Source organism: Salegentibacter chungangensis, from assembly GCF_042678405.1.
Lineage (GTDB): Bacteria > Bacteroidota > Bacteroidia > Flavobacteriales > Flavobacteriaceae > Salegentibacter_A > Salegentibacter_A chungangensis.
The window spans coordinates 91,243-112,816 of record NZ_JBHTLI010000001.1 but is presented as its reverse complement, the minus strand read 5'-3'; the positions used below and the strand labels follow the sequence as shown (position 1 = coordinate 112,816).

At 42.6% G+C, this 21,574-nt stretch carries 19 protein-coding genes; 10 read left to right on the top strand and 9 right to left on the bottom strand.

Annotated elements, in window-relative coordinates:
- Positions 1–10: 10 nt before the first annotated feature.
- The 8 genes from ACFQ3Q_RS00470 to tsaB all read left to right on the top strand — a co-directional run bounded on the left by ACFQ3Q_RS00470 (position 11) and on the right by tsaB (position 8,176).
- Positions 11–235 carry a hypothetical protein gene (locus ACFQ3Q_RS00470; RefSeq protein WP_380741858.1) on the top strand — a complete coding sequence of 75 codons (225 nt, stop codon included), beginning with the start codon at positions 11–13 and terminating at the stop codon, positions 233–235.
- Positions 236–375: 140 nt separating this feature from the next.
- Positions 376–1,077 carry an ABC transporter ATP-binding protein gene (locus tag ACFQ3Q_RS00465; RefSeq protein WP_380741856.1) on the top strand — a complete coding sequence of 234 codons (702 nt, stop codon included), beginning with the start codon at positions 376–378 and terminating at the stop codon, positions 1,075–1,077.
- Positions 1,070–2,314, top strand: a complete 1,245-nt coding sequence (locus ACFQ3Q_RS00460; RefSeq protein WP_380741854.1) for an ABC transporter permease — start codon at positions 1,070–1,072, stop codon at positions 2,312–2,314. The genes ACFQ3Q_RS00465 and ACFQ3Q_RS00460 overlap by 8 nt, the downstream gene beginning before the upstream one ends.
- 1 nt (position 2,315) lies before the next feature.
- On the top strand, positions 2,316–3,578 hold the full coding sequence (locus tag ACFQ3Q_RS00455; protein ID WP_380741852.1) for an ABC transporter permease: 1,263 nt from the start codon (positions 2,316–2,318) through the stop codon (positions 3,576–3,578).
- Between the two features lie 29 nt (positions 3,579–3,607).
- Positions 3,608–4,726 (top strand): efflux RND transporter periplasmic adaptor subunit, encoded by a 1,119-nt coding sequence (locus tag ACFQ3Q_RS00450; protein WP_380741850.1) that lies wholly within the window; start codon positions 3,608–3,610, stop codon positions 4,724–4,726.
- A 62-nt stretch (positions 4,727–4,788) separates the two neighbouring features.
- A complete protein-coding gene (locus ACFQ3Q_RS00445; RefSeq protein ID WP_380741848.1) occupies positions 4,789–6,225 on the top strand; it encodes a TolC family protein in 1,437 nt (478 codons plus the stop codon).
- 3 nt (positions 6,226–6,228) lie between these two features.
- A complete protein-coding gene (locus ACFQ3Q_RS00440; RefSeq protein WP_380741847.1) occupies positions 6,229–7,503 on the top strand; it encodes an efflux RND transporter periplasmic adaptor subunit in 1,275 nt (424 codons plus the stop codon).
- A 10-nt stretch (positions 7,504–7,513) separates the two neighbouring features.
- The gene (gene tsaB / locus ACFQ3Q_RS00435) at positions 7,514–8,176 is read left to right on the top strand and encodes a tRNA (adenosine(37)-N6)-threonylcarbamoyltransferase complex dimerization subunit type 1 TsaB (protein WP_380741845.1); all 663 of its coding nucleotides are present in this window, start codon (positions 7,514–7,516) and stop codon (positions 8,174–8,176) included.
- 6 nt (positions 8,177–8,182) lie between these two features.
- Here the strand turns inward: tsaB and ACFQ3Q_RS00430 are convergent, their stop codons facing one another.
- The 3 genes from ACFQ3Q_RS00430 to ACFQ3Q_RS00420 all read right to left on the bottom strand — a co-directional run bounded on the left by ACFQ3Q_RS00430 (position 8,183) and on the right by ACFQ3Q_RS00420 (position 11,436).
- Complete coding sequence (locus ACFQ3Q_RS00430; RefSeq protein ID WP_380741844.1) at positions 8,183–9,049, bottom strand: mechanosensitive ion channel family protein; 867 nt, start codon at positions 9,047–9,049, stop codon at positions 8,183–8,185.
- A 73-nt stretch (positions 9,050–9,122) separates the two neighbouring features.
- Positions 9,123–11,168: a thioredoxin domain-containing protein gene (locus ACFQ3Q_RS00425; protein WP_380741842.1), complete on the bottom strand. Its 2,046-nt coding sequence runs from the start codon at positions 11,166–11,168 to the stop codon at positions 9,123–9,125.
- A 67-nt stretch (positions 11,169–11,235) separates the two neighbouring features.
- The gene (locus ACFQ3Q_RS00420) at positions 11,236–11,436 is read right to left on the bottom strand and encodes a dodecin family protein (RefSeq protein ID WP_380741840.1); all 201 of its coding nucleotides are present in this window, start codon (positions 11,434–11,436) and stop codon (positions 11,236–11,238) included.
- A 186-nt stretch (positions 11,437–11,622) separates the two neighbouring features.
- Between ACFQ3Q_RS00420 and ACFQ3Q_RS00415 the strand changes: the two genes are divergently transcribed.
- Complete coding sequence (locus ACFQ3Q_RS00415; protein ID WP_380741838.1) at positions 11,623–13,887, top strand: inorganic phosphate transporter; 2,265 nt, start codon at positions 11,623–11,625, stop codon at positions 13,885–13,887.
- Positions 13,888–13,910: 23 nt separating this feature from the next.
- Here ACFQ3Q_RS00415 and ACFQ3Q_RS00410 read toward each other — a convergent pair whose 3' ends face one another.
- Complete coding sequence (locus ACFQ3Q_RS00410) at positions 13,911–14,834, bottom strand: NifU family protein (protein ID WP_380741836.1); 924 nt, start codon at positions 14,832–14,834, stop codon at positions 13,911–13,913.
- Positions 14,835–14,895: 61 nt separating this feature from the next.
- Here ACFQ3Q_RS00410 and ACFQ3Q_RS00405 point away from each other — a divergent pair, with 61 nt between their 5' ends.
- Complete coding sequence (locus ACFQ3Q_RS00405; RefSeq protein ID WP_380741834.1) at positions 14,896–15,954, top strand: PorP/SprF family type IX secretion system membrane protein; 1,059 nt, start codon at positions 14,896–14,898, stop codon at positions 15,952–15,954.
- On the opposite strand, the gene murI is transcribed toward ACFQ3Q_RS00405, so the two are convergent.
- The 5 genes from murI to ACFQ3Q_RS00380 form a co-directional block, all read right to left on the bottom strand.
- A complete protein-coding gene (murI, locus tag ACFQ3Q_RS00400) occupies positions 15,951–16,742 on the bottom strand; it encodes a glutamate racemase (protein ID WP_380741832.1) in 792 nt (263 codons plus the stop codon). The two genes, ACFQ3Q_RS00405 and murI, sit on opposite strands and share 4 nt — an antisense overlap.
- A gap of 67 nt (positions 16,743–16,809) precedes the next feature.
- Positions 16,810–17,319, bottom strand: coding sequence for an OmpH family outer membrane protein (locus tag ACFQ3Q_RS00395; protein WP_380741830.1), 510 nt, complete (start codon positions 17,317–17,319; stop codon positions 16,810–16,812).
- Between the two features lie 39 nt (positions 17,320–17,358).
- Positions 17,359–18,165 carry an OmpH family outer membrane protein gene (locus ACFQ3Q_RS00390; protein ID WP_380741828.1) on the bottom strand — a complete coding sequence of 269 codons (807 nt, stop codon included), beginning with the start codon at positions 18,163–18,165 and terminating at the stop codon, positions 17,359–17,361.
- Positions 18,166–18,195: 30 nt separating this feature from the next.
- Positions 18,196–20,826, bottom strand: coding sequence for a BamA/OMP85 family outer membrane protein (locus ACFQ3Q_RS00385; protein WP_380741826.1), 2,631 nt, complete (start codon positions 20,824–20,826; stop codon positions 18,196–18,198).
- A 7-nt stretch (positions 20,827–20,833) separates the two neighbouring features.
- Positions 20,834–21,574 (bottom strand): isoprenyl transferase, encoded by a 741-nt coding sequence (locus tag ACFQ3Q_RS00380; RefSeq protein WP_380741824.1) that lies wholly within the window; start codon positions 21,572–21,574, stop codon positions 20,834–20,836.

Here is a 21,574-nt window from a genome sequence, read left to right as displayed (position 1 = left end):
AACCAGGTTTATGAAGACGAAAAGCATAATCATACTGATTGTTTTACTTGCACTGCCATTTTTTGCAGAGGCCCAGTGTTCAATGTGTCGTGCCGTTCTTCAGAATAATGCCGACCAAAGCACTGCCGAAGGAATAAATGATGGCATAGTATACCTGATGATCTTTCCTTATTTGCTTGTGGGTGGAATTGGTTATTTTATCTACCGTACCAGAAAGAACAAAAAGACATCCTGAGCTTTTTTCTGAAAAAATTCATTCAATTTCAAAATTTAACATAAAACCGTGACTGGTTTTTTGTAACATTTCTCTATAGATATAGTCTTATTGGAAAGGGCGCAAAGTGCTTGCGGTTGTAATTAAAACCTTTTCCGGCTATGATAGAGATAAAAGATCTGCATAAATCCTATAAAATGGGGAGTAATTCTCTCCATGTACTTAAGGGGATTAACTTTAGTGTTGGAGAAGGTGAGCTTGTTTCTATAATGGGTTCATCCGGTTCCGGGAAATCCACGCTCCTTAATATCCTCGGGATGCTTGATGAAGCAGACAGCGGGTCTTACACGCTGGACGGGGTGCCTATCAAAAACCTAAACGAAACCATAGCTGCAAGATACCGGAATAAGTTTCTGGGGTTCATCTTTCAGTCATTCAACCTTATTTCTTATAAAACTGCTTTGGATAACGTGGCTTTGCCGCTTTATTACCAGGGGCTCAAGAGAGGTGAAAGAATGGACAGGGCAATGAGTTACCTGGAAAAGGTGGGGCTTGCCAATTGGGCCAAACATCACCCTAATGAACTTTCAGGGGGGCAGAAACAAAGGGTGGCCATCGCAAGGGCCCTGGCGAGTGACCCTAAGGTGCTTCTTGCCGATGAACCAACGGGAGCTCTGGATACCAAAACTTCTTATGAAGTGATGGAACTTATTCAGGAAATAAACGATGAGGGGAGAACTATTCTTGTGGTTACTCACGAACCCGATATTGCACAAATGACCAAACGGATAGTGAATCTAAAGGACGGTCGTATTATTAATGATACTAAGGTAGATCAGGTAAAAGCGATGGCAAATGTTTGATCTGGAACGTTGGGAAGAGATCTTTGATACCATCCGTAAAAATAAATTACGGACTATACTCACGGGGATATCCGTGGCGTCCGGTATCTTTATTCTGGTAGTCCTTTTAGGAATAGGGCAGGGAATGAGGAATGGGATATCCAAAGAATTCCAGAATGATGCCGCCAATGTGATATACGTTTGGACCGGTGTTACTTCAAAGGAATACAAGGGGCTGAATCCTGGACGAAGGATACAGATGAAGAATCAGGATTTTAATTTTACGGCCAGAAAATACCAGGACGAGCTGGAATATAAATCTTCAGTATACCGCATCTGGAGCGGACTGGTAAATTATAAAAAGGAATCCAGGTCTTACCGGGTAGAGGGGGTATATCCCGATTATCAGTTCCTTGAAAACAGTACATTGACGGCAGGAAGGTTTCTCAATATTAATGATCATAATAATTATGAAAAGGTGCTGGTGATTGGGAAAAAGGTGAAAGATGAACTTTTTAAAGATGAAGACCCGGTTGGGAAATATGTTCAATTGTCTAATATCAATTTTAAAGTCATAGGAGTCTTTTCAGATCCTGGAGGGGAAAGGGAGGAGTCCAGGGTTTATTTGCCGCTAACTACCGCACAACGTGTCTTCAACGGAAATAATAATATCAATTTCCTTTCTTATACCCTTCAGCCCGAAGAGAATTTCGAGCAGGCTTTGGCTTCTTCTACCAAATTCACTTCAGAGCTGGAAGAATACCTTAAGGAGCAGCATACCGTTGCGCCTGATGATACCAGTGCAATAAATATCAATAACAGTCTGGAAAACGCCAAAAGATTCTATACGCTTATGGATATGATCAAGTATTTCTTTTGGGGAGTTGGGATCTGCACGATAATAGCCGGAGTTGTTGGGGTGAGTAACATTATGCTGATCATCGTAAAGGAACGTACCCGGGAGATCGGGATTAGGAAAGCCCTTGGAGCCGAGCCAATATCGATAATCGGGATGATCCTGCACGAATCGATCTTTGTGACCGCTGTAGCCGGTTTCCTCGGTCTCATTTTTAGCCTTGCCCTGCTGGAAATTCTGGGCCCGCAGATACAGATAGAATATATTACAAATCCTTCGGTAGATTTTAATGCAGCCCTGACCACGGTGATCATTCTTATAGTAGCCGGGGCCTTGGCGGGATTTTTCCCGGCCTGGAGAGCAGCCAGGATTAAACCGATTATAGCTTTAAGAGACGAATAATATGTTTAGCAGAGATCGTTGGAGTGAAATTATAGAAGCATTAAGCTCAAATTGGTTCAGGACCGTTATGACGGCTTTTGGGGTGCTTTGGGGTATCTTTATCCTTGTTATTCTTCTTGCGGCCGGGAAAGGCCTCGAGAATGGCGTAAAACAGGGTTTCGGAGGAGTAGCCACCAATACCATGTTTATGTGGACCCAAACGGTCAGTAAACCCTATAAAGGCCTTCCCAAAGGAAGAAGATATAATTTCAAGACCGATGATGTTATCGCTATAAAAGACCAGGTTCCCGGTTTAAGGTTTGTTTCTCCACGAAATCAGCTTGGAGGTTTTGGAGGAGCCAATAATGTGGTTAGGGGCCTGAAGACCGGGGCTTTTAATGTATATGGCGATTATCCTGAAGTGATCCAGCAGGAACCAATGGATATAACTTCGGGAAGGTTTATTAATTACTCTGATATCAAGGATAAACGGAAGGTCGCAATAATTGGAGAAGGTGTACGTACAGCGCTGTATGAAAAAGGAGAAGAGATCCTGGGGAGCTATATTAAGATAAACGGGGTGAATTTCATGGTGATAGGTTCTTATAAGAAAAAGGGAAATAACGGGAACCCTGAGGAAGCTCAGAAGCAGATATTTGTTCCTTTCACCTCCTTTTCACAGGCATTTAACCGCGGCGATACGGTTGGCTGGATGGCCATCACCGCCCAGGATGGAACCCCCATCACCAATTTAAAAGGAAGAATAATAGACCTGATGCAGGAAAGGCATACCATTCACCCGGAAGACGATAGTGCAGTAGGGAACTTTGACCTCTTCCAGGAATTCAACAAAATTAACGGCCTGTTCATAGCCCTTAGGGCTGTGGCCTATTTTGTGGGTATTCTTGTCCTGCTGTCAGGAATTATAGGGATAAGCAACATAATGCTGATCGTCGTGAAGGAGAGAACAAATGAAATTGGAATAAGAAGGGCCCTGGGGGCAAGCCCCTGGTCCATAAGAGGACAGATCCTTATGGAATCTATCTTCCTGACCATTATCTCGGGGATGGCCGGGATCATTCTGGCCACGCTTGTGATAGCCCTTATAAATATGCAGTTGAGCGGGATGGATACCAGCGAAATGATGTTTGCTAATCCGAGTGTGAATATAGGCGTTGTGATTGTAGCCCTCACCATATTAATAATTTCCGGATTGCTGGCGGGACTAATCCCGGCACAGAATGCTATAAAGGTAAAACCGGTAGACGCATTAAGAACTGAATAAAAATACTATTAAATAAATATCACCAAGAAATGAAAAAAGTTGTTACCATCGCTATTATAGTTTTTATAGCAGTAGGATTTACGGGCGCTTTGTATTACCTGTATCAGAAAAACCAGGAAGATCCTACTGTTTATGAGACTGAACAGGCCGTTACCCAGTCTATTGTAAAAAAGACCGTGGCTACCGGTAACATTGTTCCTAAAGAAGAAGTGCTTATCAAACCTAATATTTCTGGGATTATTGATGAGATCTATATTGAGGCCGGGGAAAGGGTAAAGGCAGGAGACCTTATTGCGAAGATCAGGGTGATCCCTAATGTCTCTTCCCTTCAAAGCGCTAAAGATGCAGTGGCGACGGCCAGGATCAATCTTGATAATGAAAAGAAAAGTTACGAGCGTCAGGAGGCTTTGTTCAATAAAGGGGTAATCTCCCAGAATGACTTCGACAATGCCGAAACGGCATATAAAAGGGCACAGCAGAATTTCCGTTCAGCTGAACAGAACTATGAGATTGTACGAACAGGGACTACCAGCGGGATAGGCAGTGCGGCAAATACCCTTATACGTTCTACCGTAGAAGGAATGGTGCTCGATGTGCCGGTAAAAGTGGGGAATCAGGTTATTGAAAGTAACAACTTTAATGACGGGACTACTCTTGCAACGCTTGCCGATGTGAATGAAATGATCTTTGAAGGAAAAGTTGATGAAAGTGAAGTTGGGAAAATCAAGGAAGATCTTCCATTGGAAGTAACTGTTGGAGCGATAGAAAATAAGACCTTTAATGCTGTTCTGGATTATATTGCACCTAAGGGAGTTGAGGATAATGGGGCCATTCAGTTCGAGATTAAAGGAACATTAGATAAAGCCGATACTACCTTTATCAGGGCCGGGTTAAGCGCCAATGCGTCTATTATTTTGGCAAGGGCAGATAGTGTGCTTGCCGTTAAAGAGGCCCTGGTCCAGTTCGATCCTAAAACCCAGGAGCCTTTTGTTGAGGTGGAGACGGGAGATCAGGAATTTGAGAGAAAAGATCTGGAACTGGGAATCAGTGACGGAATTTTTGTGGAAGTAAAAAAAGGGATCACCAAAGACGATAAGATCAAAGTCTGGAATCAAATAAAACAAGGCGACGGACTTTCCGCGAGATAGAATTTTCAGGGGGACTGTAACAACTTCAACATTTAACAGACATATCTTTCACAACCAATATTATGAAGAAACTAAGCTTTTTAGCCTGTATACTCTTTTTGGGAATTTCTGCGACCGCGCAGGAAAAAAAATGGACACTTCAGGAATGTGTAAATTACGCATTGGAAAACAACATTTCTATAAAACAATCGGAACTTGAGCTGGAACTGGCCGATATAGAAGAGCTTGAGGCCAAGGGTAACTTTCTGCCCAATATCAATGCTTCAGCTTCCAACTCCTGGAATACCGGTTTAACACAGAACGTGACCACAGGGATTCTGCAAACACAGACTACCCGAAACTTTTCAGCAGGGGTAACCGCTAGTCTTACTTTATTTGACGGGCTTCGGAATTTTAACCAGCTACAGCGGGCCCGCATTTCAGAACTTGCCAGCCAGTATGCCCTTGAAAAAATGAAAGACGATATTACGCTCTTCGTTGCTGATGCCTACCTGCAGGTGCTTTTCAATAAACAGAATCTGGAAGTGCTGAAGTCTCAGAATGAGGTTACCCTGGAGCAAATGCAAAGAACAAAAGACCTTGTAGAAGCAGGTTCACTGCCACAGGGGGATCTTTTGGAAATAAAAGCTACGAACGCCGATGAAATGCAGCGAATGATCGTGGCCCAGAACAATATTAGGATATCCCTTATTAGTCTTGCTCAAACCTTGAGGATAAAAGATTACGAGAGTTTTGACATCGTGGATCAGGGTTACGATATCTTCGGATCAGAGATGCTGGAAAATTCGGTTTACGAGATCATTGAAAGGGCAAAAGAGGAGCGTTCGGAGATCAGGATCGCTGAAGAGAATAAAAACCTTGCGGAAAAAGATGTCGAGATTGCCAAGGGCGCTTATTGGCCTACTTTGGGTGCCTTCTTTAACTATAACACTCGTGAGTCCGGAATGGGAAGGGTAACCGGTGCCGAAGTGGATCCTGAAAACCCAACCCGTGAGATCGGGGTCGTGGAGTCTACAGGAGACCTGGTGGTAGCGCCAAATTTTGTAAGCACCCTGGGGTCCCCGCTTCCGTTTTTCGATCAGCTTTCTATGAACGACGGGATCTCTTACGGAGTACAACTTAACATTCCTGTATTTAACGGGTTTGCGGTAAGGGGACGAGTGAAGAGAAATGAGGTGAATGTGAAAAGAGCGGAATATGAGCTGGAGCAGGCAGAACTGGACCTTGAGGCCAATGTTTACCAGGCTTATGTGGATGCCAAGGGAGCATTTGAAGCTTATGAAGCGGCCCTTGTGGCTTCTGAAGCGCAGGAGCAAGCCTTTAGTTACGCTACAGACCGTTATGAGGTGGGACTGACCAATGCTTTCGATTTCAGCCAGGCAAAAGTGCGTTTTGAGAATGCGCAAAGAGAAGTTCTTAGAGCCAAATATGACTATATTTTCAAATTAAAAGTCCTTGAACTATATTTTGGTGTGCCCGTGGCAGACCTTAAATTTTAACCTATGAAGAAAAAAACGCTTTTTATTATAATTGGTGTCGCCTTAACTTTGATCCTGCTTTTGATTATAGGGAAGAAGGCCGGCTGGTTTGGCAAGACCGGAAATTATAAAGAAGTTGAGATCACCAGGATCGAACCTATAGATATCACAGAAACTGTTTCGGCTACCGGAAAGATCCAGCCTGAAGTTGAGGTGAAACTTTCTTCGGAGGTATCGGGAGAGATTATAGATTTGCCGGTTGTTGAAGGTCAGGCTGTGGAAAAGGGAGATCTTTTGGTAAGGATAAATCCGGATATCTACCAGTCTAATCTTGAAAGGGTGCAGGCCAGTCTTCAGAATATGAGAGCTAATTACGCCCAGGCTGAAGCCAGCCTGAAACAAGCCGAATCTGATTACCAGAGAAACAAAAAGCTTTTTGAAAAAGGCGTGATCTCCAAAGCCGAATGGGACCAGATCACTTCTACCTACGAAATGGCCCAGGCCAGTAAAGAATCGGCGTATTACAGTATGAAAAGTACGGCTGCAACCGTAACTGAAGCCCGGGATAACCTTGGGCGTACCAGTATTTATGCTCCTATGTCCGGAACCATTTCTAAACTTGATGCCGAGCTTGGCGAAAGAGTGGTGGGAACCCAGCAAATGGCGGGAACCGAAATTCTCCGCGTGGCAGACCTTTCTAATATGGAGGTTGAGGTAGACGTAAATGAAAATGATATTGTAAAAGTGCGCGTTGGAGATTCTACAATTGTTGAAGTAGATGCGTATCTTCGCAAAGAATTTAAAGGGCTGGTAACAGAGATCTCAAATTCTGCCGATACGGAGCTTACAACAGACCAGGTGACCAATTTTAAGGTGAAAGTGAGAATTCTTGAAGAGTCTTATAAAGACCTTCTGGAAGGGAAGCCGGAGAATTACTCTCCATTTCGCCCAGGGATGACCGCAACGGTAGACATAATTACCAATAAGCGTAAGGATGTAATTGGAGTTCCAATTAGTGCGATCGTGATAAAGACCGACACCACCACGGCCAAACCCGGTGTTAATGCTGAAAAGCCTAAAGCAGATTCAGATGAAAAGTTTGAATGTGTTTTTGTAAAAGAAGGCGAGGAAGCTAGACTTAGGGTCGTAAAGACCGGGATACAGGACGACAGGAACATCCAGATCACCGAAGGTTTGAAGGCCGGAGAAGAGGTGATCACGGGGCCGTATAACACGGTGACCAAGGTCCTTAAAGGCGGAGATAAAGTTGAGATCGCGGAAGAGCCGGCCGGAAAATAAACTTATAGATTTGGCTTTAATACTTTGCATAGAGACTGCAACTACCAATTGCTCGGTGGCGCTTGCCGCAAACGGGGGGGTGCTTGCCGTTAAGGAAGATAACAGTAATAATTATTCACACGCCGAGAAGCTTCATATTTATATTCAGGAGATCCTGAAAGAGAATAATTTCAGTCTTCAGGACCTGGACGCTGTAGCAATCAGTAAAGGTCCGGGCTCGTATACCGGGTTAAGAATTGGGGTTTCAGCCGCCAAAGGATTATGCTTCTCTCTGGATATTCCTCTGATCTCTATACCCACTTTAAAATCCTTAGCGCTTCAGCTAACCGATAGAAAGGACGCTATAATAATCCCGATGCTGGACGCCCGAAGAATGGAAGTTTACTCAGCAGTTTTCGATGGTTCTCATAAGGAGATCAGGGAAACCAAGGCGGAAATTCTGCAAGAGGATTCTTTTTCAGAATATCTTGAAAAGGGGGAGGTTTATTTTATTGGCAGCGGAGTGAAAAAATTCAGCGAGATCTGCAGTCATAAGAATGCCAGGTTCATTGAAGATAAGCTGCCTTCAGCAAAAGAAATGGGACAACCCGCGCTTGCCAAATATAAAATAAGCGACACCGAAGATGTCGCTTATTTTGAACCTTATTATTTAAAGGATTTTATTGCGGGATAAATTCCGTTAGGAATTTTTATCCTCCTTCAGGACCGTGCCTTTCATTTTGGTCTGGTCGTAAAGATATACGTCTCTTTGTGGGTAAGGAATGGTCATACCGGCTTTCTCAAGTCTTATTTTACCTTCTTCTATCATATACCAGTGCAGGTCCCAGAATTCGCTGTTAGGAGCAAAGTATCTTACAGAGAAGTTAACCGAATTGTCTCCAAGTTCAGCAACAAGAACCTGTGGTGCCGGATCTTCAAGAATATGTTCCTGTTCTTTTACCAGATTGCTAAGCACTTCCTTAGCTTTCTTAATGTCATCGTCATAAGAAATTCCAAAACTGAGGTTCTCTCTTCTTGTGCCATTATAGCTGTAGTTAATGATGTTGTCGTTACTTAACTGGCCGTTTGGAACCACGGCACGCTGATTTCCGAAGGTGTCAATCTTGGTGTAGAACAAAGTGATCTCAACAACACTACCTGAAACTCCCTGGGCCTCAATCCAGTCTCCAACTTTAAAAGGTTTAAGCACAATAATGAGCACTCCTCCGGCAAGATTGGATAAGGAGCCCTGCATTGCCAGACCAATCGCTAAACCTGCGGCACCAAGTGCAGCCACCAGCGAGGCGCTTTCCACTCCTAACTGAGTGATGACGAGTACAAAAAGGATGATCCTGAGCCCCCAGCGTAATGCATTCAGGGTAAAGATCTCTAAGGTTTGGTCATAATCTTTTTTCTCAAAGAGTCTTTCAACATATTTCACAATTAACTTGATGACCCATAATCCAACTACCAGCAGGACAATCGAGCCTATAAGTGTTGGGAGGTAATCAATTAGCTTATTGGCGTATTCTTTAGCTATAGCTCCCCAGTTGTTTAGTTTATCCATAGTGATTCACGTTAGTTAGTACAAAGAGAATATAATAATGAAAAAAAACGCTTTAACGATTGTTTAATTTTTGTTAAAACTGTTTAATTGACTTCATCGCTTCCTCAACAGAGGTTAAAGGAAGCTGGCAGCTTCCGTTCTCGCAAACATAGATCAGGTTTTCCTTCTCTTTATAGCGTTGCTTAAGCAGGGCCACTTCACTTTCGGAATGAGATCCCGCGGTCAGAATATTCGGCTGGTAGGTCTGGTGAAATTCTTGCAGGATATTTTTGGCATTTTTCCCCGTAACGGCCACTTCATAGAACGGGTGAGTGAAGTTGAGCATCAGGTCCAGCCAGTTGGAATAGCCGGAAGGGTAGGTGAGAATATCTTCTTGAATGGCCTGTAACATCTTTTCAGCTGTTTCCGAATATTTTTTATTGATTGTGATTTGCCCTAATTTGAATAAATTTTTAGCCATTACCGAATTGGAGGCCGGGATCACATTATCGGTAACTTCCATTGGACGAGTTATTAAGGCTTCATCTTTATTTGAAGTAAAGAAGAACATATCAGAATTGCTGTCATAGAAATCATTGAAACATCTTTCAGTGAAGTCCTGGGCTCTTTTCAACCAGTTCTCTGCCAAAGTAACTTCATAAAGCGCTAAGAAGGCCTCAATGCAGAAGGCATAATCCTCAAGATACGCATTGATGCTGCTTTTGCCTCCTTTATATGAATGGTAAAGGCTGCTGTCAGCTTTTAATTGTCTCTCCAGGATGAAATTGGCATTTTTTCGTGCCGCTTCTAGGTATTCGGGGTGACCCAAGGCTTTATAGGCTTCAAGATAACCCGTGAGCATCATCGCATTCCAGGAAGTGAGGCTCTTGTCATCCAGGCCAGGCTTACTTCTGTTTTGCCGTTCCTTTTTCAGGGTTTTCATCCATCCCCTGTTTTTTTCCTGAAGTTCATCTTCACTCATATTCAATTCTGATGCAAGAACTTCAAAAGATTTTGTACGGATCAGGACGTAATTATCCTTTTCCCATTTTCCGTAGTTGTTGATATTATAGATCTCTGAAAACTGCTCAAAGTCATCTTCCAGTAAATCCTGAAGTTCCTGTTTTGTCCAGACGAAGTAAGCGCCCTCCTCACTAGTTCCTTTTTCATTAAGACTGTCCGCATCCCAGGCAGAATAGAAGACTCCACTTTCATCGGTAAGTTCTTCTTTTATAAACTGAAGACTTTGCTCAACCACCTCTTTATACCAGTTGTTTCCAGTGAGTTTATAGGCCTGGCTGTAAAGGCTTACCAGCTGTGCATTGTCATACAGCATCTTTTCGAAATGCGGGATGTGCCATTTGGCATCTACAGAATACCTGGAAAATCCGCCACCGGCCTGATCGTAAACTCCTCCAAAGGAGATCCTGTCCAGGGTGGTGATCACAAAATCCATCAGCCTCTTGTCTTCATTCTGAAAAGCATACCTCAGTAAAAAGTTGTAATTGGAAGGCATCATAAATTTTGGAGCCCTGTTGGGCCCACCGTGTTTATAATCGAAACTGGTTCGCCATTTTTTTAGGACTTCTTCAAGGAATCCCCGGGTGAAAGCTTTTGGTTCCTGCCGGGGCTTTACGATCTGAAGTTGCTTCAGGCCTTCTTCCAGTCTTGAGGCATATTCCCTCATCTGCCCGGGCTTTTCCTTGTAAAGACCTGCGAGTTGTCCAAGAGCATCTATCCATTGTTCTTTTCTGAAATAGGTCCCGCCCCAAACCGGACGTCCGTCAGGAAGGGCCACAATATTCATAGGCCATCCGCCGGTGCCGGTCATAATCTGTACCGCGTTCATATACACCTGGTCCAGGTCTGGCCTTTCTTCGCGGTCAACCTTAATGCTTATAAAATCCCTGTTCATCACCTCGGCCACTTCTTCATCTTCGAAACTTTCGTGCTCCATGACGTGGCACCAGTGACAGGCGGAATAACCCACACTAATAATAATAAGTTTGTTCTTTTTCTTCGCCTGGTCCAGGCTATCCTGATCCCAGGGCTGCCAGTTTACCGGATTGTGTGCGTGCTGCAGCAGGTAAGGGCTTGATTCTTCTTTTAAGCGGTTGGTGTATTGCGGTCTGTTTTTCATTTTAATTAGCTGAAATAAAAAAACGCCCCGGGATTGTCGGGAGCGTTTTACTTCAAAATTAAGAAACTTAACCTACCTGGAAGGTGATTTTTACATTAACTATGAACTCGGTGATCTTATCTCCGGTAACTTTGGCCGTTTGATCCTTGACATAAACTGACTGGATGTTCTTCACAGTCTTGGATGCTTCTTTTACTGCTTTTGCGGCAGCAGCCTCCCAGCCTTCTTCAGACCTGGCCATAACTTCAATAACTTTTAATACAGACATAATTTTTTGGTTTAATGGTTAATAAATTGATTTGCAATCTCTTAAAAGTACAAAATAAAAGAAGCTGGAGCAATTAAAGAGCGGGTCTTAATCCTATAATTTTATTAAAGTTTTAAAAAACTTGGATAATTACTTACTTTTAGCAAAAAAATGGACCTTTGTCTGGTAAATAAATAATCAGTTCTTATGGAAGAAGTGTACATCGTAATGCTGGTGGCTTTATTGGCCCTTGCTATTACAGATCTAGTTGTTGGGGTTAGTAATGATGCCATCAATTTTTTGAACTCCGCAATCGGATCAAAAGCCTTATCTATGAGAACGATCCTTATCGTGGCCAGTTTTGGGGTGGCCGTGGGGGCTATATTTTCCAGTGGGCTTATGGAAGTGGCCCGGAAGGGAATATTTATGCCGGGGCAATTCTATTTTGAAGAGATCATGATCATCTTTATGGCAGTTATGATCACGGATGTTCTGTTACTGGACTTTTTTAATTCATTAGGTCTTCCAACCTCCACTACAGTTTCCATCGTATTTGAACTTTTAGGTGCAGCAGTGAGTATTGCGGTAATAAAGATCTATAAGGATAGTGGTGATCTGGGGGAGCTGTTAGGGTATATCAACACTTCTAAAGCCACTGAGATTATTATAGGTATTCTGATGGCGGTTGTAATCGCCTTCATTATAGGGGCGGTGGTACAGTACCTCTCTCGCCTCGTTTTTTCCTTTCAGTTTGAAAAAAAGATAAAATATGTAGGAGCCATCTTTGGAGGCGCCTCGCTGACAGCTATTCTCTATTTTATTCTTATTAAAGGGCTTAAGAGTGTTTCGTTTATTTCAGACGGAACAGTAGATTATATAAACAATAATTCGATCGTTATAGCCCTCATCGGCCTGGTACTCTTTACCGTTCTGTCCCAAATTATGATGAGCCTGCTGAAGCTGAATATTCTTAAGGTGATCATCCTGGTAGGAACTTTTGCATTGGCCCTTGCTTTTGCCGGGAATGACCTGGTAAACTTTATAGGGGTGCCAATAGCAGCCTGGCAGTCTTTCGAGATCTGGCAAACGGCATATACCACATCGGGAACACTTCCTTCGGAATTACTGATGACCGGACTTTCCGGAAAAGTTCCTACTCCTGAATTCTTATTGGTACTGGCCGGAGGGATTATGGTCGCTACTATATGGTTCTCCAGTAAAGCACGCTCAGTAGTTGAGACAGGAGTTAACCTTTCAAGACAGGGGGAAGGCGTAGAGCGTTTTGAACCTAACTTTCTGTCAAGAAGTATAGTAAGATACTCGGTTTTATTTGGGCAGGGGGTCTCTGCTTTGTTGCCGGTGAAGGTGAAAAATAAGATCAATAATAAGTTTGATAAGCCGGTTACTCACGAAAGAAGCAAACGTGCTAATGCTCCTGCCTTCGACCTGGTTAGGGCATCGGTTAACCTTGTTGTTGCCAGTATTCTGATCTCCATAGGGACTAATCTTAAATTACCGCTCTCCACCACTTACGTCACCTTTATGGTGGCGATGGGTACTTCGCTGGCTGATCGTGCGTGGGACCGGGAAAGTGCCGTTTATCGCGTGGCGGGGGTATTGAATGTAGTGGGAGGCTGGTTTGTGACAGCGCTTGTGGCTTTTAGCGCCGCTGCCATTTTTGCCGCTACCATCTATTATGGAGGCACAGTTGCTTTGGTTGTTCTCATTCTGCTTGCCTTGGTAATTGTGGTAAGAGGTGCCATCTTACACTCCAGAAAGGCAAGAGAAGAAAAGCGCCAAAAGAAATATAACAAGGCCGATATCATTACCATAAATGAAATCACCGCCGAGACATCAGAGAATATCTCAAGTGTGATAGGAGGGATTAATAAGATGTTTACCAAGACCGTAGATAATCTTGCATATCACGACCTGAGCAAGCTCAAAAAGACTAATAAGGCCATAAGGAAACTTGAAGATGAGGTAGATGAATTAAAAGGGAATATTTTCTATTTCATCAAATCACTGGACGAAGATTCAGTAGAAGCGAGCAAATTCTATATCCTCACTCTGGATTATCTTCAGGACATGGTCCAATCCATTGGGTTTATTACCCGAAACAGCTACAATCACGTTCATAACAATCACAAGAACCTCAAGTTTAACCAGATAAGGGACCTTAAAAAGGTAGATGACAAGATGCAGGTGTTATTCGATGAGATCGAGGAAACATTCGATAATCACGAATTCTCCAACATAAAGAAGATTCTTGCTGAGAAACAGCAATTGCTCGATTATGTTTCCGAGCTAATTCAGAAGCAGATCAACAGGATCAGGACTTCAGAGTCGAGCCCTAAGAATACCAAATTGTATTTTGGATTATTACTCGAAACAAAAGACCTGATAAGCTCTACAATGAGCCTGTTGCAACTGTTCCAGGAATTCTATAAGGAAGACAAAAAGACTTTATAAAAGAAGCTAAGAAGCATTAGCGGTTAGCCGTTTACTGCTTCTACATAATCTACTTTTCCGCGAAGCATATCGCGAAGCATGCTTTCAATACCGCTTTTAAGGGTCATTGTTGAAGAAGGACAACCACTACAGGCTCCTTGCAATATTACTTTAACCGTTCTTGTTTCCTCGTTATAAGAGTCGAAAAGGATATTTCCCCCGTCACTGGCCACCGCCGGCTTTATATATTCGTCTAAGATGGCCACTACCTGCTGTGAAGTGTCGTCCAGGCTATCAAGATCGATTTTGTTTTTATTAGGTTGTTCTTTCTCTGTATTTTCAGCGGTAGATTGGGCGGTTGCGGCTTCATTTGTGATCACTTCATTTCCTTCCTGAAGGAAGTTTTTAATGAATTCCCTCACTTCAAGGGTAATCTCATCCCATTCGGCTACATCAAATTTATTTACCGAAACATAATTTTCGTCCATAAAGACCTCTTTTACGAAAGGGAAATGGAAAAGCTTCTGAGCCAGTGGAGAATTTTTCGCATCATCTATATTCTTGAATTCTGCAGCATTTAGCACCAGCTTTTTATTCGCAACGAATTTCATTACAGAAGGGTTGGGAGTGCTTTCAGCATATACGGTAACAGGAATAGCTTTATTGGTGTCTTCTTCAACAATCACCTCACCACCCTTATTAAGGTAGTCTTCCAGCTGTTCTGCCACTTCCTTCTCAACATCGGCCCATTCTACAATATCGAATTTTTCTACTGCGATAAAGTTTTGAGCAATGTATACCGTCTTTACGAAAGGCAAATAGAACAGTTGCTGGGCAATTGGAGAGTTCTTTGCCTCATCTATATTCTTGAACTCGTAATTCTCGTGACGGGTCAGGAATTTGTTGGCTTCGAACTTTACGATGCCGGGCTTTGTTGTATGTTGTATATTTATTGAGAAATTGCTCATAGTAATTTTTTTTGCAAAAGTAATAAAGAAAACTCAGGTAATCGATATAAATATAGGTCTTATGGAGAGTTTTGGTTTTTCAAACAGCTGTTTTTCAGTCTTCTCAAAGAGATTGAAAATCTTCTCTATAGACCGAAATTTCTTTTGTTTAATTTTATTCTTATTAAGTATGTCTAATGCGGGGGCACAGGAAGTAATCCCGACTTATTCAGATTACATGACCGATAATCTTTATTTGCTGCATCCCTCAATGGCCGGTGTTGCCAGTATGAATCAGATAAGGCTTACCGCCCGGCAGCAGTGGTTTGACGTAGAGGATGCTCCCAGTTTACAGACCCTGAGTGTAAATGGAAGGTTGAATGATAAGATTGGGCTGGGCGGGATTCTTTTTAACGATAAGAATGGGAATTACTCCAAAAGCGGGGCGTTTGCAACTTTTGCATATCACCTGATGTTCTCCAGAAGCAGTCTTGATCTTAATCAGCTCTCGTTTGGAATAAGTGCCGGGATAATTCAGCACAGGCTTGACCAAAGCGGTTTTGATCAATTTGATCCTTTAATTGGAGATAATACGACCGATATTTATGGGAATATGGATCTGGGGATCTCCTATTATTATCTCGATTTTTATGCCCACGTTGCAGCGAAGAATATACTTTCAGTGAACCGGGAACTGTTCTATTCTGATGCGGTTCCTAGCAATCAGCGTAAATATCTTTTTTCATCCGGGTACGTTATAGATCAATTATACAGTGCCTGGAGTTTTGAACCATCTGTTTTGGTTCAGTTTAGGGAACAAACAGAGGAAAAGGCAATAGATGTAAATTTTAAAACCTATATGGATGTTGACTTTGGTCAATTCTGGGGTGGTATTTCTTACAGACACGGTTTCCAAACTGCAGAATATACCCCGGAAGGAGAATCAACCAAAAAGCAGCAATTAAGATATTTTACTCCCTTTGTTGGTCTGGATTATAATAGATTTGTTTTTGGATATACCTTTACTTACCAGTTTAGCTCTCTTGTGCTTAGTAACAACGGATTTCATCAATTAACCCTTGGGTATGATTTTGGAGAGAGCAGGCAGCGCTACGATTGTAAGTGTCCGGCCATCAATTAGAAATCAAGGTAAGATACCTTATAATGATTTTCTTCTGCTTTAATGAGACTAGAAAGTACCTTGGGGTCTGTATTCGTAAAAAATTCAGCTTGCTGATTATTAGCAGATGGGTTTAATAACTCCTTTTCCGTAAGGATAGCTTTGGTTTGCCTCGCAACCGCTTCTCCCGAGTCTATGATCTGGACATCTTTCGGGAGTATATCCCTAAGCACCGGTAACAGGTAAGGATAGTGGCTGCAACCTAAAACCAGGTAATCTATTTTGTTCTCCAGCATAGGCTGTAATATTTCCCTTAACAAGGCATAAGTTTCCGGGGAATCTCTTCTCCCGCTTTCTATAAGCTCTACAAGGCCGTTTCCTTCCACTTCAATGATATTGATGTTCTTTGCATACAATTCAGAAGTTTGGGAGAACAGCGCGCTAGATAAGGTCCCTTTGGTGGCCAGGATGCCTATGGCTTTGGTTCTGGATTTAAGGGCGGCCGGTTTTATTGCGGGCTCAATACCAATGAAGGGAATGGTGTAGGATTTCCTGAGTTCGGTAATGGCGTTAGTGGTTGCGGTATTACAGGCAACAACCACCATCTTACAGCCCATCTCAATAAGTTTATTGGTGTTTTTTCGGCTAAGGGCGATGATCTCCTCTACAGGGCGTTTCCCGTAAGGGGCGTTGCGGCTGTCGGCCAGGTAGATGGTCTTTTCATTAGGAAGAAGTTCGTGTATCTCTTTCCAGATGGAGGTACCTCCTACACCCGAGTCAAAAATGCCAATAGGATCGTTCGCCTGCATATATACAAAAATAAAAACTGCGCCCGATTGGAGCGCAGTTTTCTATAATATTATTAGAAACGGGAAATTAAATTCCTAATTCTTTCTTTACATCAGGCATTAGATCATAACCCTCTGCAAGGATAACTCCGGTCCCGGTAGTTGAATCCAATACGTAGTCATATCCTTTAGCTCTTGCTACTTTTTGGATAGCTGCTCTGGCTTTTTCCATAACAGGCTTAAGAAGGTCTTGTTGTTTCTTCTGAAGATCCTGTCTTGCCTTTTGGCTGTGCTCCTGGATTCTTCTTTCAGTAGCCTGAAGTTCGCTTGCTCTTTTTGCGTTCTCTTCTTCAGTTTTAGTTTCTGCTTCAGACTGGTAACGTTGCATAGTGCTTTGTGCTTCAGCTAACATATCCTTAATCTCAGCATCGTAGGTCTTTTCCAGTTTGTCTAACTGGTCCATTGCATTTTTGTAAGCCGGCATAGATTCAATCAGGTCCTGAGTAGCAATGTGTGCAACCTTCGTCTGTGCGTTAGTTAAAGTTGTAGCTCCTAGTGTTAATGCTAAAGCTATAAAAAGTGTCTTGAATTGTTTCATTTTAATTGTTATTAAATTTAGGTATTTAAAGTTTGAAATTTATTTTTGATCGTCTTTCTTGGCTCGTGCCGCTTCAATGGAATCTTTTCTTTGCTGGCGTTCCTTTAATATTCTTTGGCGCCTTTCTTCAAATTCCCTTTGCTTGGCAGCTCGAATAGAATCTCTTTCCTTTTTTCTTTGTTCGATGAGGGCAGCGCGTTCATCTTTTTGTTTTTCAACTGCGCTTTCCTTTTTCGCGATCTCGGCATCTTCTTCCACCGTCCTTTCTTCGGCTTTCTCCATCTCCCGGATCTCCTCTTTAGAATCCAACTGGCTTCTGTTCTGCGCCCTGTTGATGCTTCTTAAGACCTGATCACTTACATCGTGTTGCTTAGCTGCATAAACCATACCATTTTCTGAAGTACGGTCAAAAATAAAATCGTAACTCCTGTTTTTGGCGATTTCCTGAACTGCAGCAAACACCTGGTCCTGAATAGGTCTTATGAGCTGTCGCTTCTGGATCATATAGTCACCATCGGGCCCAAATCTTTTCTGCTGGTATTCCACAGCTTCCTGTTCCCTGTAGGCAATTTCTTCTTCGCGTTCCTCAATAAGCTCTTTGGTTAACAAAGCGCGCTCATTTTCCAGTCGCGTTTTCATATCATCGATCTCCCTCTGGTTCTTTTCGGCCTCTTGTTTCCATTCCTGGACCTTGGCGTCAAGCTGGGAAGATGCTTCCTGATATTCCGGTACGTTCTGCAGGATATATTCCATATCTACATAACCTACTCTGATGGATCTCTGGGCCTGCAACGAGGAGGCCGTGCTCAAAATTAGTAGGGCTAAAAATAGGATTCTGCTTTTCATAATACCGAAGATAGAAAATATCGTGCCAATTTAAAACTGTTGACCTATGATAAAATGCGTTTCCCAACCATTTGGAGAGCTTTCCCCCGGTACCGGATCGAATCCGTAACCAAAATCAATACCCAGTAATCCGAAGGCCGGCATAAAGATCCTGATCCCTGCACCTGCTGAACGGTTTAGCTGGAATGGGTTGAAATCTCTGAAATTATCATAAGAGGCTCCTCCTTCAAGGAAGGTAAGTGCGTAAATTGAAGCTGATGGTTTCAGGGTTATAGGGTAACGAAGTTCAAGAGAGTATTTGTTGTAAATAACGGCTCCGTCTTCATTACTAGCCTGGCTTAATGAATTCCTGTCTAAAGGAATTAAAGACTGGTTAGGATAACCTCTAAGCTGAATGGTTTCCCTTCCGTCAAGGCTGTAAGAACCAAGGCCGTCCCCTCCAAGGAAGAATCTCTCAAATGGAGGAATACCTCTGGAATTGCTGTAAGCCCCAAGGAATCCGTATTCAGCGTGTGTTCTTAATACCAGGTTCTGGCTCTTTCCGAAGTTTGCCAAAGTGGTGTACCAGGTTCCGTTAAATTTAACTTTATAGAATTCTAACCACTTATATTTTTCCTGGTCAATCTTACCCTGATCAGGGACTGCATTTTCAGGGGTTACCCTGTTTCCATCATAGTCTATAAGATTTCCATTCTCATTCTCTAACTGGAATTCTCTCTGTTCCCCAAGGTTGTCGTAATCCACACCGTTCCATAGAGAATATGGTGGTGTGAATTTAGCGGTGATCTTGAACTGAGAGCCTCCGTTAGGGAATACCGGATTAAAATAAGTGTTGTCTCTTGTAAGCCCAAGAGTATATGTAAAGTTGTTCGAGTGTCCGTCCCCGAAGGTGAATAACCCGGTGTTGTAATTATTCAGGTTATATCTCTGGAACCCTAAAGAGTGAGAAACCGTGATGTAAGGGTCAGGATTGCTTAAACGCTCTGCAAGCCCAACGTTCACTCCTAAAATATCAAAACTTCGGCTCTTGTCGGCTTTTCGTTCCTGATAGTTGAAAAGGAACTGACGGGTGTAAGAGAAAGAGGTGGATAGACTCACCGGTTTCTTACCTCCCAGCCAGGGCTCGATAAAGGAAAGGCTGTAGGTCTGGTAGTATGTACTTGCCTGGGCCCTTAAAGAAAGCGTTTGGCCGTCTCCCATTGGAAGCGGTTTGTAGGCCTCCTTGTCCAGTAATCCTGCAATAGAGAAGTTGTTGAAGGATAAACCTACGGTCCCGATGAAACCACCGCCACCGTAACCTCCCTGAAGTTCGATCTTACTTGCTCCCGATTCTACCACCTGGTATTCAAGATCAAGAGTCCCGGTGTTAGGGTTAGGGTCTATAAATTTAGGTTCCAGCTGTTCGGGGTCAAAATACCCCAGCTGGCCAAGTTCCCTTACGGTTGAGATAACCTTCTGTTTACTGTATTTTTCTCCCGGTTTGGTTCTTAGCTCACGATAGATCACGTGGTCTTTGGTCTTATCGTTTCCGGAAACCCTTATTTTGTTGAAATAAGCTTCTTTCCCTTCAACAATACGAATTTCAAAATCAATGGTGTCATTATAAACATCGGTTTCTACAAGGTCGATATTGGAGAAAAGATACCCGTTGTTCTGATAAAGGTTAGTCAGTGACTCAGCATCGGGTTTGGTCTGGTCGTCTATACGTTTGTCCAGCAGCACTCCGTTATAAGTGTCTCCTTTTTTAATTCCGAAGGCTCTTTTAAGTTGTTCATCGGTATAAACCGTGTTCCCAAGGAATTCGATATCCCCGATATAGTATTTGTTTCCTTCTTCAATATTAAGGCGAAGGGCGATATTCTCATCATCCTTTTTTATAAGGGTGTCTGAAACAATACGCGCGTCACGGAAACCGCTTTCTTTGTATTTGTCAATAACGGCTTGTTTGTCTTCTTTGTAGTCTGAACGAATGAATTTTGAACGTTTCCAAAAACGGAAAAAATTCTTTTCTTTCGTATTCTTCATTTTACGTTTCAGCTTCCCGTCAGACAGCCTTTCGTTCCCGGTGAATTCTATTTCATCGATCTTTACTTTTTCGCCCTGGTCCACATTTACCACCATATTTACCTTGTTGGTAGCGGTAGTGTCCTCTACGGGAATGGTATTTACCACAACTTTAGAGTTGAAGTAACCCTCTTTCTTGTATTTGTTCTCGATGTAATTTTTTGTGGTGGTGATAAGGTTTTCGGTAACCTTAACTCCAGATTGAAGTTTGTTCTCCTTGATGAGTTCTTCTTTCTCCCTTTTCTTATCGATTCCCTGAATTCTTACTTCTGCAAGTTGAGGTACTTCCTGGATTTCCAATTCAAGATCGGCAACATTACCTTCAACATTGGTGATGTAGAAACTGATATCACTAAAAAGATCCAGATCCCATAATTTTTTCAGAACCTTGCTCAGTCGGTCCCCGGGAATATAAAGCTCATCACCCTTTTTAAGGCCGGTATAGGCAATTACGGTTTGTTCGTTATAACTTACTGTTCCTGTAACTTTAATATCGCCCAGGGTGTATTTTTTTCCGTTGGCCAGGGGTAGATCTTGTGCTTGGGATATGCTGAATATGAAACAGAATACTAATAGTGTAAAAAATCTTTTAGACATCAATGCACTAACTAAGTTGCTCACTGGTTTTTCCAAATCTTCGTTCTCTATTTTGATAATTGTAAATGGCTTCAAAAAGATTTTCTTTTCTGAAATCAGGCCATAATATTTTTGTAAAATACAATTCGGCATAAGCAATCTGCCATAAGAGGAAGTTGCTTATGCGTTGTTCCCCGCTTGTTCTGATAAGCAGGTCAACATCTGGTAAATTTCGGGTGTAAAGATGCTCATTAATAACCGATTCATCAATAGCATCGGCAGAAATTTCTCCACTTTTAACTTTCTCGGTAATTTTTCTGACGGTATTGGTAAGTTCTTCCCGGGAACCATAGCTTAAAGCAAGGGTTAAAACCATCCTGGAATTGCCGCTTGTTTTGCTTATTACTTCATTTAGTTCACGGTAAGCCTTCTTCGGAAGGGTCTCCAGGTTGCCAATGGCATTTAGTTTAATATTGTTGTCCTGAAGCGTTTTGATCTCCTTTTTTAAGGAGGAAACCAGCAATTTCATCAGGGTGTCGACCTCGAGTTTAGGCCGGTTCCAGTTTTCTGTAGAGAAGGCGTAAAGAGTTAAACTCTCAATGCCAAGTTCAGCGCTTGCTTCAACAACATCTCTTACGGCTTTGGTGCCTTTTTCGTGACCGGCTGCCCTGAGTAGGCCTTGTTGCTTAGCCCAGCGACCATTACCGTCCATAATTATAGCAATATGGCGGGGCAGTTTTTTTAGGTCGATGTTGTCTTTAAAATTCAT

What these genes read in the sequence shown, in the direction of transcription:
- ACFQ3Q_RS00470 (WP_380741858.1), top strand. Translation starts at nt 11, where the DNA reads ATGAAGACGAAAAGCATAATCATACTGATTGTTTTACTTGCACTGCCA.
- ACFQ3Q_RS00465 (WP_380741856.1), top strand. Translation starts at nt 376, where the DNA reads ATGATAGAGATAAAAGATCTGCATAAATCCTATAAAATGGGGAGTAAT.
- ACFQ3Q_RS00460 (WP_380741854.1), top strand. Translation starts at nt 1,070, where the DNA reads ATGTTTGATCTGGAACGTTGGGAAGAGATCTTTGATACCATCCGTAAA.
- ACFQ3Q_RS00455 (WP_380741852.1), top strand. Translation starts at nt 2,316, where the DNA reads ATGTTTAGCAGAGATCGTTGGAGTGAAATTATAGAAGCATTAAGCTCA.
- ACFQ3Q_RS00450 (WP_380741850.1), top strand. Translation starts at nt 3,608, where the DNA reads ATGAAAAAAGTTGTTACCATCGCTATTATAGTTTTTATAGCAGTAGGA.
- ACFQ3Q_RS00445 (WP_380741848.1), top strand. Translation starts at nt 4,789, where the DNA reads ATGAAGAAACTAAGCTTTTTAGCCTGTATACTCTTTTTGGGAATTTCT.
- ACFQ3Q_RS00440 (WP_380741847.1), top strand. Translation starts at nt 6,229, where the DNA reads ATGAAGAAAAAAACGCTTTTTATTATAATTGGTGTCGCCTTAACTTTG.
- ACFQ3Q_RS00430 (WP_380741844.1), bottom strand. Translation starts at nt 9,049, where the DNA reads ATGGATAAACTAAACAACTGGGGAGCTATAGCTAAAGAATACGCCAAT.
- ACFQ3Q_RS00425 (WP_380741842.1), bottom strand. Translation starts at nt 11,168, where the DNA reads ATGAAAAACAGACCGCAATACACCAACCGCTTAAAAGAAGAATCAAGC.
- ACFQ3Q_RS00420 (WP_380741840.1), bottom strand. Translation starts at nt 11,436, where the DNA reads ATGTCTGTATTAAAAGTTATTGAAGTTATGGCCAGGTCTGAAGAAGGC.
- ACFQ3Q_RS00415 (WP_380741838.1), top strand. Translation starts at nt 11,623, where the DNA reads ATGGAAGAAGTGTACATCGTAATGCTGGTGGCTTTATTGGCCCTTGCT.
- ACFQ3Q_RS00410 (WP_380741836.1), bottom strand. Translation starts at nt 14,834, where the DNA reads ATGAGCAATTTCTCAATAAATATACAACATACAACAAAGCCCGGCATC.
- ACFQ3Q_RS00405 (WP_380741834.1), top strand. Translation starts at nt 14,896, where the DNA reads ATGGAGAGTTTTGGTTTTTCAAACAGCTGTTTTTCAGTCTTCTCAAAG.
- murI (WP_380741832.1), bottom strand. Translation starts at nt 16,742, where the DNA reads ATGCAGGCGAACGATCCTATTGGCATTTTTGACTCGGGTGTAGGAGGT.
- ACFQ3Q_RS00395 (WP_380741830.1), bottom strand. Translation starts at nt 17,319, where the DNA reads ATGAAACAATTCAAGACACTTTTTATAGCTTTAGCATTAACACTAGGA.
- ACFQ3Q_RS00390 (WP_380741828.1), bottom strand. Translation starts at nt 18,165, where the DNA reads ATGAAAAGCAGAATCCTATTTTTAGCCCTACTAATTTTGAGCACGGCC.
- ACFQ3Q_RS00385 (WP_380741826.1), bottom strand. Translation starts at nt 20,826, where the DNA reads ATGTCTAAAAGATTTTTTACACTATTAGTATTCTGTTTCATATTCAGC.
- ACFQ3Q_RS00380 (WP_380741824.1), bottom strand. Translation starts at nt 21,574, where the DNA reads ATGAATTTTAAAGACAACATCGACCTAAAAAAACTGCCCCGCCATATT.